Source organism: Streptomyces sp. NPDC050509, from assembly GCF_044457965.1.
GTDB lineage: Bacteria > Actinomycetota > Actinomycetes > Streptomycetales > Streptomycetaceae > Streptomyces.
In genome coordinates this window covers 384,173-398,379 of record NZ_JBITHL010000007.1, presented here as the reverse complement: position 1 = coordinate 398,379, position 14,207 = coordinate 384,173, and the positions used below count along the sequence as shown (strand labels likewise).

The following is a 14,207-nucleotide window of genomic DNA, read 5'->3' as shown; positions in this document are numbered from 1 at the left end:
GGTGCTGTTGCCGATCGCACGGAGTTCATGTCTGCATGCGGTCCGTGACTAGTCTGAGGAGGAGGTCGATGTCGGTCAGGTCGGTCAGGACGACATCGGCGCCCGCCTCGCGCAGACTGGCCGCGGAGTTTCGGCCTGTGGCGATGGCGATGGTCCGGACGCCGTTCTCTCGCCCGCCCTGGACGTCCGCCGGGGTGTCGCCGATCAGTACCGCGTCCGCCGCCGTGGCGGATGAGCGGGCGAGAGCGAGGCTGACGAGAGAGGGGCGGAGATCCGCGTCCTCTCCGTACGCGCCGACGTCCCAGTCGATGTGTGTGTCGAGGCCGAAGACGTTCAGCTTGATCTCTGCGACCGCGCGGACGTTGCCCGTCACTACGGTCTGTTGGACCTTCGCCGCCGCGAGGGCGTCAAGTGCGGCTGCCGCACCGGCGAGCGCGGAACCACGCTCCCTCAACTCCGCGGCGTGCTGCACGTGCTGCTCGGTGAGAGCCTGCGCGAACCGCTCGAAGTCGCTGCGGTTCGTTGTAAGGCCGTGCATCATCGCGGTCTCACGGAAGATCACGGCCTCCGTGATGCCGTCGATCTTCGCTTGGTCCCGCATGGGCCGACCGGTCACCTGCTCGAAAGCCGCAGCGGACAGTTCACGCCCCACGCCGCGTGACTCGATGAGCGTGTGGTCGATGTCCCACAAGACCAGATGAGGCATACGTGGTGCTCCTCCCCAATTTTGCATCACAATCAGTCCCACGATAGTGCGGAACGTCCCCAATGCGGAGAGTCCCGCCCTGCGCTGGCGTAACACGGGAGAGCGGATGGCGGAAACTCCGAAGCTGCCTATCGGGGCACGGATCAGGTACTACCGGAAGAAGCACGGCAACCGATCGCTGGTGGCTGTCGCGGGGCTGTGCTCGATCTCCGAGCGGTACCTCTCGATGATCGAAAACGGAAAGCGCACCCCCTCGCCCAAGTTGCTGGCGCGGATAGCTGCCGAGCTCGACGTCCCGGTTGCGGCCCTCCTGTCCGATGAGACGCCCGTGAAATCGCCACCGTCCCTCACGACTGCGCCGGATGTCGCCCGGGCCCTCATGGGGTACGGCTCGACACGCTCAGCCCCCGCCGCAGGGCCGGCGGAATTACGGGAGCGCGTTGAGACCGCCTGGCGGGTCTGGCAGACCAGTGCGGAGCGTTTCGTCGAGATCGAGACCATGCTTCCTGCCCTCATCGAGGACGTCGAGCACTCTGTCCGGGCGCACCGCACGTCAAGCGACGTGACAGCCCGACGTGACATCCTCCGCTTGGCGGCTGACTTGTACGGCCTCCTGCGCTCCTACTGTCGCCGGTCCGGCCGTCTCGACCTCTCCCTCATGGCCGCGGACCGGGCGCGCCGAGCCGCGGAGGAGGCGGACGACCCGATCCGACTGGCAGCCGCACACTGGAACCTGGGGCACTGTCTCCTGTCCCAGGACGGCGGCGCGCAAGAAGCGGAAGAGGTCGCCCGCATCGCGGTCGACGCACTCCAAGCCGTCCCGGACAGTGCGGACAAGGCTGCGATGCAAGGGGCACTGGAACTCGTCCGCGTCGTCGCGGAAGCGCAGAGCAAGAAATGGTGGGACGCCCGCGAGCGCCTGCTCCAGGAGGCGACTCCGCTCGGCGAGAGAGCCGGAGACTCCAACACCATGTGGACCGTATTCGGCCCGACAAATATCCACCTGCACGCCCTCAGCATCGAAATGCTTGCTGGTCACAGCGCCGAGGGGTTGCGCCTGGCAGACGAGGTCGACATCTCCCGACTCCCGAGCCGAGAGCGGCAGTTCACGTTCACCCTCGACCTTGCGCGCTGCTACGACCTTCGGAGGGATGACGCGGCTGTTCTCGTGCACCTCCTGGACCTGGAGAAGCTGAGCAGTGAGGACATGGCCCGAAGCCCCCTCGCCGTCGAGATGGTGACGGGCCTCCTCCAGCGCGTACGCCCGACCTACCGGCGGCAGGTTTCCAACCTCGCCGAACGCCTCGGCATCGCGTAAACACCCCGAACCAGGAGTGCCCCCGAACTCTCAGTTCGGGGCGTCGGCGCGAATGCGACGTAACTTCCTTCTCGCCATAGTCGCCGACGAGATGAGAACCCAGGTGATGACAGGGCCACCGTCCGTGCCGTCACGCTCCAGGGATGCTGTTGTGTCCCCGAGCTGGGAGGCAATCAGGGTCGCCCGGTACTTCGGGTTGCGGGCCCTTTCCTGCTTGAACCTTCCCGGAACTGTGATTGTGGATCCGCGCGGCCCGGCGTGGTGACGCACCGACAAGGGGCTCTGCTCCTGCTCCCGGCGCCGGAGCTCACCGCGCCCCCGGACGACGGTGGTCCGTGGTGGGTGTCGCCGCTCGACGGCCCGGCCCTGCTCTGTCCCCCGGCACGCATCGCCGCCCTGACCGCTCTCGGCCGAGACGTTTTCTCCAGTTCGAAGGGTCGTCACGATGGTTGAGGCGCACGCCTTTGCCCCTTCCCCTTATGCGGTGCTGCCGCACTCGGGGACGGCCGGCAGAAGACCCTCCAGGCCCATCAGGATTGGTTCGCTCGTCATGGTCGAGACCGGAACGGGCACGCTGCCCGCGTACACCGAGACCCTACCGAGGGCCCCGGAATCCGCGTACGGCGCGCGGCGCCTCCTCCACCTGGCCTTGGACGTCTGGGGTATGAACAGCGTCCGGGATACGGCCGAGGTCGTCATCAGTGAACTCGTGACCAACGCGATCGCGCATGCACGACGGGACTCCGTCCGGGTGACCGTGACGCGGCTCAGCGATGAGCGGGTCCAGGTCGCGGTCGTGGACCTGTCGCGGGAGCACCCCAAGCCCCGGCCTGCCGGACCGGATGAGGAAACCGGGCGAGGTATGGAGATCGTCGAGGCGCTGAGCGGCGGCCGGTGGGGCGTCGAGCCGCTGCCGTGGGGGAAGCGCGTATGGGCGGAGCTGGGCCTGCTGGAGGCCGAGCCCGGTGAGTGAGCCCACCCGCCAGGTCCTCTACGTGGTGAGTCTTGCAGCGCTGCTCGCCGCGCTCGTCGTCGGCGGTACGAGCAGATAGCCCAGGACCCCAGCACGCGCCGCGCACGGACGGGACGGCCGTCGCCATCTCGTCAGTGCGGCGAGCCCTCGAAGGAAGCGCGATCCCACAAGGAGGCGGTCGGTGACCACTATGAGCGGTACGACGGTGAGTGCGGCGCTGCTGCACACCGCGACCCGGCGGACCATCATCCGCGCGGTTGAAGACCTGTGGCCGGACAAGGACATCGTTCTCGGCCCGCAGTGCCCGAGCGTCACGTCGTACGTCTGCCGGGTCACGGTGGACGGGGCCGAGCTGATGGCCAAGTACAGCTGGCTGGGCATGTCCTTGGTGTCTCTCCTGCGGGGCGCCGGAGGGACGTGGGAGGAGGTACAGGAAACACAGCGAGCATACGTCCGCGGCACCGATCTGCTGACGGCGCGCGAGGCACGCCACTTGGAAGCACTTCGCAGGCTCGAACGCCCCCGCGTGTGTGAGACGGCCGGCCTGCGTGACGGCGTACTCCTCACTCGGATGGTGGAGGGAATGCCCCTGGCTGACGCCGTGTGGGCTCGTCCGTGGGAGACGGGCGAGCTTCTGGACGCGACTCTCCTCACTCTCCGCGATCTGCACGGACCGGCCGGCGCGGAGTGCCTGCGCGGAGCGGCACCCATCGGCGAACGGTCCGTCGCAGCCGTCTTCCGCAGAAAGTTCAACGGCTTGAGCGCCAACGCCTACCTCCGGGAGCTGGGCCGGGACTGCGGGCTCCCGGAGCACGGGCGCCAAGAGGTTGTGGAGCTGCTCCGGAGTGCGGTGTGGCGGCTGCACCGGATGGCCGATGCGATCTCGTTTCGCCGTAACACCACGGTGTTCGGTGACCTCAAACCGGAGCACGTCTACATTGATGGCCCGCGCCTCCGCTTCATTGACCCGGCAGTGCACTGGGCTGCCGGTCCGGAACCGGATGTCGCGAAGCTCACGGGCCGGACGGTGCTTCTCGCTATCGGAAATTCCGAGTGGCGCGCTGCTCGGGCGATCGTGCAAGGAGTCGCATCGACGCTCGCCCGTCATGCTGCGGCGCTGCCTGCACGCGATCGAGCGGCGCGAGTCCGCGAGGTGATGATCCTGTGGCTCATGGACATCGTGAGCATCCTGAGCACGTGCCTCAGCGCCCCTCGGGGCCTTCCGCTCGCTCCTCATCAACAGTCCCTCGTCGCGCACGCCCGTACGGTGGCGGGCATCGTGGACCGGGTGAGTGCCCTCCTCGTCGGGGCGATGACCGGTCATCGGCTCCTGGACGCGGTCTTCTCCGAGGTGGACCACGCTGCCGGGGGCACTCGGTGAGCGGTCCGATGGTGGGGATCGTCGGGGCGGGGGCCGTCGGGCGGACGCTCGCCGCCGTCCTCGCAGCCGCCGCAGTGCCGGGACAACTCCTTGTGGTGTCCCGGCAGCCGGACCAGGTCCATGGCTTGACCACCGACCTCCAGGACCTTGCGCACGCAGCCGGGTCGCGTACGAAGGTCGAGGTCGGCGAAGTCGCTGACCTCCACGGTTGTGACGCGGTGGTGATCGCCCTCCGTGCCGACTTCAAGAACACCGCCGAGCGGGACATCCGGCGCGGCGGCGCAGTGGCGAATGCCACTGCTCTCGGCGCCCTTGCACGGGATCTGCGCGGGTACGGCGGCCTCGCCATCGTCGTGACGAACCCTGTTGATCTGATGACTCGAAGGTTCGCCGAGGTGTCCGGTTGTGCCCGGGTCTTCGGGATCGGGTCGAACCTGGACTCGGCCCGGTACCGGCTCCTGCTGGCCCGGCACGCTCAGGTGTCCCCGGACCTCGTGCGCGGCCACGTGATCGGCGAGCACGGTGACTGCGCAGTCGTGTGCGTATCCACGACGACCGTCGCCAGTCGCCCGGTCCCGGTCGCGATACATGCGGTCATGGGAGAACTCCAACAACGACCAGCACTGATCCGTAGGGGAATCGGTCGTACCCGCTGCGGGCCCGCCGGCGCCGTGTTGTCGACCCTCCGCAAGGCCCTCGGCCTGGTCGACGGTATCGAGGAGCTGTCCGTGCCGTACGGGGACGTCTGGCTCGGAATTCCGATGCGCTTCACCGACGGTCAGGCCGTGCCGTGCCTGCCCCGACTCACTCGATCCGAACGCCTTCGGCTGGACTCCGCAGCCAGCAGTCTCCGTGACGCCTACGCCCATCTCCCTGCTCACACCGAGAGGATCATTCCGTGATCAGTGCTACCCGACTCGAGGCCGCTGCGGCGGCCGTGACGGTACTCAGCGACCAGCCGGAGGTGACCAACTGGGCCCTGCGCTACTTCGGACCATGGTGGAACGCCACGTCGGTGGACGCGTCCGGCGTACCCGCCGACGACGTGGTGACCGCACGTGTCGACCGTGCCGGCTACGAAGCGATCACGTGCCTCGTCCGTGACGGCCGGCCCACGGAGGCCGTGGAGTACGCGAAGTACCCGCTGCTGGCGGCGCGCGACGGCGAGGACGTCATCGCGATGTCGCCGGACGAGGTCATCGCGTACCGCAGCACCCCGTCCACCGGCCGCGTCGTCCTTGTGGGCGCAGAGGCTCAACCGCTTGCTCTGGCCGCCGCGCGCCTCGCGCGGGAGGCGATCCGTGGTCAGCTTCTGCGAGACGGCTGGGCCGTGCTCCACTCCTCTGCGGTCGTGCGGCCGGACGACGGGGCGACGCTTCTCACCTTCGGTGACAAGGGGGCCGGGAAGACGACCACGGCCCTGTTGCTCGCCTCGCACGGCTGGCAGCTACTCGCCAACGACCGGGTCCTGATCCGGCCGACCGGCGAGCGGGACGTCGAGGTCGTGCCCTGGCCGTCCGCCGCCGCGCTCGGCCTCGGTCTCCTCCACTCGCTGGGCTGGGACGCCATCGCTCGCGAACACCTGCGGGCCGGGGGCACGTTCCATCCGACTCAGCACCCGGATGTGACGGAGGCACTGCTTGCCCGGGACCACACGCCGCTGTGGGACAGCAAGGGGAAGGAGCGGAAGGTTCAGGTGTTTCCGGACCAGTTCCCGGACCTGTTTGACGTGCCTCTGGCCACGGGCGGCCGGGCGGCTGGAGTGCTCTTCCCTCAGGTCGACGTCAACTCGACGCCCGACATCATCGACGTCGCTCGCACGCTGGGGGACGGCGACTTCATGTCGGGCCCGACGGAGGACCGGTATCCGGACGTCTTCGGGCTGGCGCAGGGCGTGGACGGTGGCGGCAAGGCGAGCGCTCGCGCCGAGGTGGTGTCGCGTCTCGCAGCGTTACCGCACCGTGCCGTGCGGCTCAGCCACGATGTCTCGGCCGACGCCGCTGTGCTGGGCAAGGTCGCCAACACAGTCTGAACGCCGGCCGTGAACAGGACGTGGATCAATGGCCTCTGCTGGTGCAGCGAGTAGCGCAACGTGCCCGTTCTGTGGTCCAGCAGCTCATCGACCGCGTCCTGCCATCCTGACCCTCCGAATGCTGCTCTGGACGGCACGAGGACGACGACCCGATCGCCCACACTCCGGACACCGACCGGTCCACCGTCCTGCCGGGCACGCGCGGAGAAGCATGCCGGGGCTCCCGCTGAGCTGGACACCGGGGGGAGAGAGACGCCGGAAGTCAGCTCAGCTCGCGGACATGACGTTTCCCGGACGCGCAGATCCGGAAGCCGATCGCACTGTGGGGCGGCCCTTGCGCGGCGTCGCGGCCCCGGAGGGCGACGGCGGGCCCGTTGTCAGTGGCGGCTGTCACCATCGAGTCATTGACCGGACTACGGAAGGACTCGCCGGGCGGATCCGCATCCCTCGCTTGGTCTAGTCGGTAGACGTTGCGTATCCCGACGACGAAGGAGCGCAACGGAGTTGAACGAGCAATCCCGTGACGTCCGCGCCATCCAACTCCCGCGCTGGGGGCGGGTGGCTACGGACCCAGGTGTGGTGCCCTGGCTGGTTTTCGATGAGGAGGGGAAGGTCGTGCAGCCGGTCCGCAGGTTCCTGATCGACTTCATCGCCCGGGACAACCGGACCGGCAGCGTGCGCAGCTACGCCTACGACCTGCTGCGCTGGTGGCGGTGGCTGCGGGTGGTCGAGGTCGAGTGGAACCGCGCGACCTCGGCGGAGGTGCGGGACTTCGTGCTGTGGCTCAGGGCCGCGACGAAGCCGCGCAGGTCGGCGCGTACGCACTCCGCGTCGACCGCGGGGACTACGAATCCGATCACGAAGAAGACGTACCTGGACGACCGCTACAAGCCGCGGACGATCCGGCACAGCAACGCGGTACTGCGCAGTTTCTACGACTTCTGGATCGAGTCGGGCGGCGGTCCGCTGGTCAACCCGGTACCGCTGGCGCGGTCCGACCGGCGTCGGCCGCATGCTCATCACAACCCGCTGGAGCCCTTCCGACGGGGTGAGGGGCGCCTGCGCTACAACCCGAAGGTTCCCCGGCGAAGGCCCCGGCAGATGCCGGACGAGCGGTGGAACGAGCTGTTCGGGACTCTTCGCTCGAACCGCGACCGGGCGATCCTGGCCCTGGCGGTCAGCAACGGCGCCCGCGCGTCGGAGCTGCTGGGTGTTCGCGGAGTCGACCTCGACTGGGGCGACCAGCTCATGCGGGTCGTGCGCAAGGGCACCTTGGCAGAGCAGTGGTTGCCGACCAGCCCGGAGGCATTCGTCTGGACCCGCCTCTACCTCGCCGAAGGACCGCCGGCCGATCCCCAGCTCCCACTGTGGTGGACCCTTCGCCGCCGGGACCACGGTGAGGGGCTGGCCTACCAGCCCATGAACTACGAGGCTCTGCGCGCGGTGTTCCGCAGGGTCAACGCGCTGCTGGGCACGAACTGGTCGATGCACGACCTGCGGCACACTGCCGCCCTGCGGATGGCTCGCGACGAGAGCTTGTCGCTGCGGGACGTGCAGACCATCCTCGGTCACGCCCACCTGAGTACGACGGCCGACGTCTACCTGGTGGAAGAAGATTCCCAGGTCATCCGACGTGTTCAAGAGCACCTGGCCGAGCTCAAGGAACGAGCGAATCGACCCGCCCCACCCGTCGCAGTGGGCTACGACGCGGGCGATCTGGACGTTCTCTTCGGCGGGGGTGTGGCATGACCCGCCAGGCACCACGCCGCGCCAACTCGATTCGACGAGCCGGGACCGGCCCTACGCCGCCGCGGCGGCTGTTCGTCGAGCACGATCTGAAGGCTGACGAGGATCGCATCGGCCCGCACGACCGGCTCTGCCGGGACGAGGTTCTCGCCCTGCTGCCCACCCTGCCGGCCTGGCCGCAGCGAACGTACAGCCGCGGGGTTGCTCCCGGCACTCGGCGTCTCGCCGGAGCGGCGAAGATTCTCGACTGGCTGTTGACCCACCCCGGGGAGGGCTGGCAGGCACGCTGGCTGGCCGCCGATGCCGACCGAGGCAAGGAGTGGGTCGGCGCCCTGACCGCGGGCGACTCACGCTGCGAAGAGTCCCGGCGCAGCGAAATCCTCATGGGTCTGAACAGCCTGATGATCAGCAAGATCGTGCTGCCCCGCCACGGCTTCCTCCGCCGCTTCAAGGCTCTGACGCTGCTCAAGGACGTCCAGCGGATGTTCCCCGCTGGCCGACTCGACCGCATGCGTGAGTACGGGGCCGAACTCGGCATGACGCCACGGCACATCGACGAGGGCCTGCGGGTGATCTCCGCGATCATCCTGCACACCGGACGTGACCTGGAAGAACTCACCGGCGAAGACATCTTCCACCTGCGTGCTGTCGCCCGCCGGGACCGCGGCGAAGCCTATGTGGGCACCCACCCCGCCTGGGACCTGTTGCGCGGCATCGGCGTCATCGACTCCAAGGACACCCTCAAGGACGCGCTGCGACACGGCCAGCGCCCCACCGCGGAGCTGGTCGACGCCTACAACCTCCAGTCCACGCCCATCCGCAACATGCTGGTCCGCTACCTCGAAGAGCGCCGTCCGGGCGTCGACTACGGGACCTTCCGCGGGCTGGTGAGCGAGTTGACGGGTGTCTTCTGGGCGGACATCGAGGCCCACCATCCCGGCATCGACACCCTGCGCCTGCCCCGGGACGTTGTCGACGGGTGGAAAGAACGGCTGACGACCTACACCGACAAGAGCGGGCAGGTGCGTGAGCGCCGCTCCCGCATCGACGTGATGATGCGTGTCCGCGGCTTCTACCTGGACATCCAAGAATGGGCCCACGACGACCCGTTCTGGGCTCAGTGGGCAGTCCCCAGCCCGATCACCCGCGGCGACGGCGCGGGCAACCACAAGATCGTCGCCCAGGTCCACTCCCGGATGCACCAGCGCGTCCGTGAACGCCTGCCCCATCTGCCGGTCCTGCTGGAGACCGCAGAGCGCGTCCGCAGCGAGGCAGCCGCGCTGCTGGAAGCCGCCCGAGCCACCCCCTTCGAAGAGGTCTTCGAGCACGAGGGCACCCGCTACCTGCGCATCCTGCCCAAGGTCAACCAGATCCCCAGCCGCCTGGATCACGGCTCCCAGCACGTCTACATCAAGGAGGTCGACAGCACCGGACGCCGGATCAACCAGAGCATCGTCGAAGACGACGCCTTCTGGGCCTGGGCAGCCATCGAGACCCTCCGACACACTGGCGTCCGTGCTGAAGAACTGACCGAGCTGACCCACCTCGCCCTGGTCTCCTACAAGCTCCCCGACACCAGCGAGATCGTCCCACTGCTCCAGATTGTGCCGTCCAAGAGCAACGAGGAACGGCTCCTGCTCGTCAGCCCCGAGCTGGCCAGCGTCCTGGCCACCATCGTCAAGCGCCTGCGCGATGCGAACGACGGCAAGATCCCACTGGTCGCCCGTTACGACCACCACGAGCGCGTCACCGGCCCGCAGCTCCCCCACCTCTTCCAGCGCCGGCCCTACTGGCAGGCCCAGGTCTTGAACGAGACCAGCATCAAACGTCTCCTCGACCGCACCCTCGTGGCCACCGGCCTACGCGACGCTGCCGGAGAGCCCCTGCGCTACACCCCGCACGACTTTCGCCGAATGTTCGCCACCGAAGCCGTAACAGGGGGCCTGCCCGTCCACATCGCCGCCCGCATCCTCGGGCACAAGACGCTGACCACCACCCAGGCATACCTCGCCGTCTTCCAAGACGACCTGGTGCGGACCTACCGCAGCTTCCTGGACCGGCGCCGGGCCGACCGGCCCCAGGAGGAGTACCGCGAGCCCACCGAGCAGGAGTGGCGCGAATTCCAGCAGCACTTCGAGCTGCGCAAGGTCTCCCTCGGTACCTGCGGACGGCCCTACGGCACCCCGTGCAAGCATGAACACGCCTGCATCCGCTGCCCTGTCCTCCAGATCGACCCCCGCCAACGGGGCCGCCTCATCGAGATCATCCAGAACCTCCGCGAACGCATCCGCGAAGCCCGCGGCAACGGCTGGCTCGGAGAAGTCGAAGGGCTCCAGGTCAGCCTCGACGCCGCTACCGCCAAGCTCAACAGCCTCAGTCGGGCCCCGGCCGACGGCCGACCCCAACTGGTCGACCTCGGCATGCCCGTCTTCACCGACGCTGCACCGCCGCCTCCGCGAGAACCAGGAGAACACGGGGCCCGGGCCTGAGCCTCTCGTGGAGTCACAAGCCAGCAGCGGTGAGCATCCGATACATCTGGGTCGGCCGCAGCGCGGGGTTGGCAGCGGCATCGTCGACTACCTGGGGGTCTGGGTCAGAGAGCAGATGCTCCAGCAACGCGTCCGTGATGTTGGGGTGACGGGCGACCCCGCGGCGCAGGAAGGACTCGGCAGCGGCGGCGAGTTGCTGAAGGTCTGGCACAGGTAGTTCTGGGTCTTGCAGGGCGAGGTAGCGCACGTTCGGGCTTGGTTCGTCAACGAACGTGCGCAGCATGTGACGGGGGAAGTTGGGGTGTTCGACGAGTAGCGGTCGGATGTGGAATACGTCGCCGTGTGCGCGTACCAGTCCTTCCAGGACCTCCGGTGGTGTGGTCGGCCGGCGGGCGGCAGCACGACGGACCGCGAGTTCCGGGTCGTTGTCCAGCCGACGCCATGCCTCTTCGGGTAGGTCATGGCAGGAGGCCAGTACGCTCCGGAATGTCGTGTACTGGCAGTCCAGGTAGGTCATCCGCTCGTTGAGGGGCGCTTCGCGCAGCCAGTCCGGTTCGGCGAAGTTCCAGTTCAGAGCCACCTCGGCCTCGATGCTTCCGTCCGCGCGTTCGGCTTCTACGAGCGCATACAGTCGGTCCCGGGTTTCGGCGTCTACATGGCGACTCTGCGCCGCCGCGACCCGCACGAGCGGGTCGGCGATGTCCAGTAGCCGGGCAACCATCTCTGCCGATAGATGAGGGTTCCCGGCGACAGCCTGATGGACCTCCTCTTCCTCGCTCCGAATGAGCTGCGCAAACTGCTCCGACGTGAGCGGGACGTAGCGCGCCACGTTGACGCGCACAGCAGCGTCGGCAAGGCAACGCTCCCTCCACTCAGGCGGGACACCCGGTTGCTTGCGCTCGGTGGCGGCTGCACGGACCTGCGGATCCGGGTCGGCGAGTAGTTCCACTTGCACGGCGAGAGGCCGGTCGTACCAGGCTCGCGCCACCGCGGCGCGCAGGCTCGGACTCGGCGCGCTGACGAGTGCCGTCCGAGGCTGGCCGTAGGCTTCCTCCAGACCATCGATCCCGATCGACACTTCGCGATCCACCATGTCGCGGACAAAGCCTGTGTAAGCGTCACGGATCGCCGGATCGGGATGCTCGGCGATTCTTCGGTGCATCTCCGGGGAAATCCGGTCCCCGTGAAGGCTCACTGCGGTGTTGTCGTCGCCGTGCGTGAGCAGAGCCTCGACTACAGCGTCCTCCAGCCGCCCGCGACGCAGCGATATCCCGTGTCGGCCGGCCTTGTGTGTGGCCAGGCGTATCAGGACGTCTTGAGGGGCTGTTGCGTTCCGCCCCAGCCCGGACAGCTGGGGGTGATCGAGGCTTGTCATGCGCTCAACCTAGTCGGGCCGCTGCATGCCAGCCTTCCATCGGTCCTTAGTCCGGAAAAGGACCATGACCACCACCGACTGGGACGCCGCCGCTGACACCTTCGACCAGGAGCCCGACCACGGGCTCCTGGACCCCACCGTGCGCGCCGCCTGGGCGACCAGGATGGCGGAGTGGCTGCCCGCCGCGCCGTCCCGGGTGCTCGATCTCGGGTGCGGTACGGGCAGCCTCGCCCTGCTCGCCGCCGAGCGGGGACACCGGGTGACCGCCGTCGATCTCTCCCCGCGGATGACGGCTCTCGCCCGGGAGAAGCTGGCGGGCACCGGCGCGGAGGTCCTGACCGGTGACGCGGCCCGGCCGCCGGTGGGGGAGGAGCGCTTCGACGTGGTGCTGGCCCGTCACGTGCTCTGGCTGCTGCCCGATCCCGAGGGGACGCTGCGCCACTGGGCGGCGCTGCTGCGGCCCGGGGGCCGGCTGATCCTGGTCGAGGGGGTCTGGTCCGGCACCGGCCTGCCCGCCTCCCGGCTGACCGCGGCCCTGGCCCCGCTCACCGAACGCGTCCAGTACGAACGGCTCTCGGCGGACCCCGCGCTCTGGGGCCGCCCGGTCGACGACGAGCGGTACGCGCTGATCACGACGCCCTCCCCGGCCGCCCGCCACCGCGAAGTGGTCGACGTCCATCTCGTCCTGCGCAGAGGGGACGAGGTGCTGCTCGCCCGCAGGGCCGGGACGGGGTACGCCGATGGGCTGCTCAACTGCCCCTCCGGGCATGTGGAGTCCGGCGAGGACGTCCGTACGGCCATGATCCGGGAGGCGGCCGAGGAGATCGGGGTCGAACTGGCCCCCGGGGATCTGCGCGTCGCCCTGGTCATGCAGCATCGCGGGCCGGGTGGCGCGCCGCGGATCGGATGGTTCTTCGAGGCGGCGTACGGCGCCGGTGGTGAGCCGTACAACCGGGAGCCGGACAAGTGCTCGGGCCTTTCCTGGCACCCCTTGTCCGGCCTCCCCGACGACCTGGTCGCCTACGGCCGCGCGGGTCTCGACGCCTACCGCGCGGGCGAGCGCTTCGTTCTGCACTGGCACGAGGACGACGACCCGATCGCCCACACCACGGAGACCGACCGCTCCGTCGTCCTGCCCGCGACCTGCGGGGACGGGCCTCAGACCAGGTTGCGCACGTGACGTACCTCGGACGCGCAGATCTGGTAGCCGAGCCACCGGTTGACGGCCAGCATCGGGCCGTTGTCCGCGTCGTTCGCGGTGAACGCCTCCTGATACCCGGCCGCGCGGGCGCGCAGGAGCGAGTCCGTCTTGGCGAGTTTCGCCAGGCCGCGCCCCCGGAACGCGCGGCGCGTGCCCGTCATGGCCGTCAGATAGCGGGTGGCGCCGTCGGTGTGGGCCGCCGTGAACGCGGCGACCTGGCCGTCCACCTCCACCACCGTCGTCAGCGTGCGGTCCAGACACGGGTGGTTCCAGGTGTGGTTCAGCCAGTCCTGGTAGTCGTCCAGGCCGGTGCTGATGTCGCTCGGCTCGTCGGAGGTCACCTCCGCGTCCGCCTCGAAGAGCGGGCGCGGATCGGCCGCGTACTCCGCCGCCGTACGCAGCGCCACCCCGGCGGGGAGCTCCGCCGGCGGCTCGGGCAGGACACCGTCGGCCAGATCCAGACGCTGGAAGTGCGCCGGGCGCGTCGGGCGGTACCCGTGGCGCTCGGCGAAGGCGAGGCTGGACGGCTCGTCCAGCACCCAGGAGTAGACGCTCGTCGCGCCGTGCGCCGCGAGATGCTCCTCGGCGGTACGGAGGATCAGCGACCCCGCGCCGCGCCCCCGGTGACCGGGGCGGACCTGCGGGGTGACGGAGGACTGGCCCGGCTCCTCGCTGTCGTACGCGATCCCCACATGCGCCGCTCCGATCATCTCACCGTCCTCCTCGGCCACCAGGAGGCGGTACTTCTTGGCCGGATTGGCGGTCGCCACCTCGAAGAGGACGGCCTCCTCGGTCACGATGAGGAACGGAACACAGGCACGGCGCAGCTCGACGACGGCAGGGGCGTCCTCGGTGCGGAAATCACGGACAGTCACAGTCATGGGGAGTGACCCTACGTGCGCGTTCCACCGGTCCGCCTCTCCTTTTTCCCGTCGCGTTCCGGCCAGCTCTGCCGCGTGTCACTCGGCGCCCGCGGCTCGTGGGGG

The 14,207-nt window shown here is 68.9% G+C and carries 11 protein-coding genes; 8 read left to right on the top strand and 3 right to left on the bottom strand.

The features are described from left to right. Positions 1-25 precede the first annotated feature (25 nt). On the bottom strand, positions 26-706 hold the full coding sequence (locus tag ACIBJC_RS22180; protein ID WP_399294994.1) for an HAD family hydrolase: 681 nt from the start codon (positions 704-706) through the stop codon (positions 26-28). Between the two features lie 106 nt (positions 707-812). Between ACIBJC_RS22180 and ACIBJC_RS22175 the strand changes: the two genes are divergently transcribed. The 7 genes from ACIBJC_RS22175 to ACIBJC_RS22145 all read left to right on the top strand — a co-directional run bounded on the left by ACIBJC_RS22175 (position 813) and on the right by ACIBJC_RS22145 (position 10,645). Then, on the top strand, positions 813-2,024 hold the full coding sequence (locus ACIBJC_RS22175; RefSeq protein ID WP_399294992.1) for a helix-turn-helix domain-containing protein: 1,212 nt from the start codon (positions 813-815) through the stop codon (positions 2,022-2,024). A gap of 550 nt (positions 2,025-2,574) precedes the next feature. Then, positions 2,575-2,997 carry an ATP-binding protein gene (locus tag ACIBJC_RS22170; RefSeq protein WP_399294990.1) on the top strand — a complete coding sequence of 141 codons (423 nt, stop codon included), beginning with the start codon at positions 2,575-2,577 and terminating at the stop codon, positions 2,995-2,997. Between the two features lie 181 nt (positions 2,998-3,178). Beyond that, the gene (locus ACIBJC_RS22165) at positions 3,179-4,378 is read left to right on the top strand and encodes a hypothetical protein (protein ID WP_399294988.1); all 1,200 of its coding nucleotides are present in this window, start codon (positions 3,179-3,181) and stop codon (positions 4,376-4,378) included. Next, a complete protein-coding gene (locus tag ACIBJC_RS22160; RefSeq protein WP_399294986.1) occupies positions 4,375-5,280 on the top strand; it encodes an NAD-binding protein in 906 nt (301 codons plus the stop codon). Before ACIBJC_RS22165 ends, ACIBJC_RS22160 begins: the two co-directional genes overlap by 4 nt. After that, positions 5,277-6,410, top strand: coding sequence for a hypothetical protein (locus ACIBJC_RS22155; protein WP_399294984.1), 1,134 nt, complete (start codon positions 5,277-5,279; stop codon positions 6,408-6,410). The genes ACIBJC_RS22160 and ACIBJC_RS22155 overlap by 4 nt, the downstream gene beginning before the upstream one ends. 504 nt (positions 6,411-6,914) lie before the next feature. Then, complete coding sequence (locus tag ACIBJC_RS22150) at positions 6,915-8,159, top strand: tyrosine-type recombinase/integrase (protein WP_399294982.1); 1,245 nt, start codon at positions 6,915-6,917, stop codon at positions 8,157-8,159. Continuing rightward, a complete protein-coding gene (locus ACIBJC_RS22145) occupies positions 8,156-10,645 on the top strand; it encodes a tyrosine-type recombinase/integrase (RefSeq protein ID WP_399294980.1) in 2,490 nt (829 codons plus the stop codon). Before ACIBJC_RS22150 ends, ACIBJC_RS22145 begins: the two co-directional genes overlap by 4 nt. A gap of 13 nt (positions 10,646-10,658) precedes the next feature. Here the strand turns inward: ACIBJC_RS22145 and ACIBJC_RS22140 are convergent, their stop codons facing one another. Further along, a complete protein-coding gene (locus tag ACIBJC_RS22140; protein WP_399294978.1) occupies positions 10,659-12,020 on the bottom strand; it encodes a hypothetical protein in 1,362 nt (453 codons plus the stop codon). 64 nt (positions 12,021-12,084) lie between these two features. Between ACIBJC_RS22140 and ACIBJC_RS22135 the strand changes: the two genes are divergently transcribed. Beyond that, on the top strand, positions 12,085-13,200 hold the full coding sequence (locus ACIBJC_RS22135; RefSeq protein WP_399294976.1) for a methyltransferase domain-containing protein: 1,116 nt from the start codon (positions 12,085-12,087) through the stop codon (positions 13,198-13,200). Here the strand turns inward: ACIBJC_RS22135 and ACIBJC_RS22130 are convergent. Next, complete coding sequence (locus tag ACIBJC_RS22130) at positions 13,179-14,102, bottom strand: GNAT family N-acetyltransferase (RefSeq protein ID WP_399294974.1); 924 nt, start codon at positions 14,100-14,102, stop codon at positions 13,179-13,181. The two genes, ACIBJC_RS22135 and ACIBJC_RS22130, sit on opposite strands and share 22 nt — an antisense overlap. Between the last annotated feature and the right edge of the window lie 105 nt (positions 14,103-14,207).

Coding starts and splice junctions, on each gene's coding strand:
- ACIBJC_RS22180 (WP_399294994.1), bottom strand. CDS start 706: ATGCCTCATCTGGTCTTGTGGGACATCGACCACACGCTCATCGAGTCA.
- ACIBJC_RS22175 (WP_399294992.1), top strand. CDS start 813: ATGGCGGAAACTCCGAAGCTGCCTATCGGGGCACGGATCAGGTACTAC.
- ACIBJC_RS22170 (WP_399294990.1), top strand. CDS start 2,575: ATGGTCGAGACCGGAACGGGCACGCTGCCCGCGTACACCGAGACCCTA.
- ACIBJC_RS22145 (WP_399294980.1), top strand. CDS start 8,156: ATGACCCGCCAGGCACCACGCCGCGCCAACTCGATTCGACGAGCCGGG.
- ACIBJC_RS22140 (WP_399294978.1), bottom strand. CDS start 12,020: ATGACAAGCCTCGATCACCCCCAGCTGTCCGGGCTGGGGCGGAACGCA.
- ACIBJC_RS22135 (WP_399294976.1), top strand. CDS start 12,085: ATGACCACCACCGACTGGGACGCCGCCGCTGACACCTTCGACCAGGAG.
- ACIBJC_RS22130 (WP_399294974.1), bottom strand. CDS start 14,102: ATGACTGTGACTGTCCGTGATTTCCGCACCGAGGACGCCCCTGCCGTC.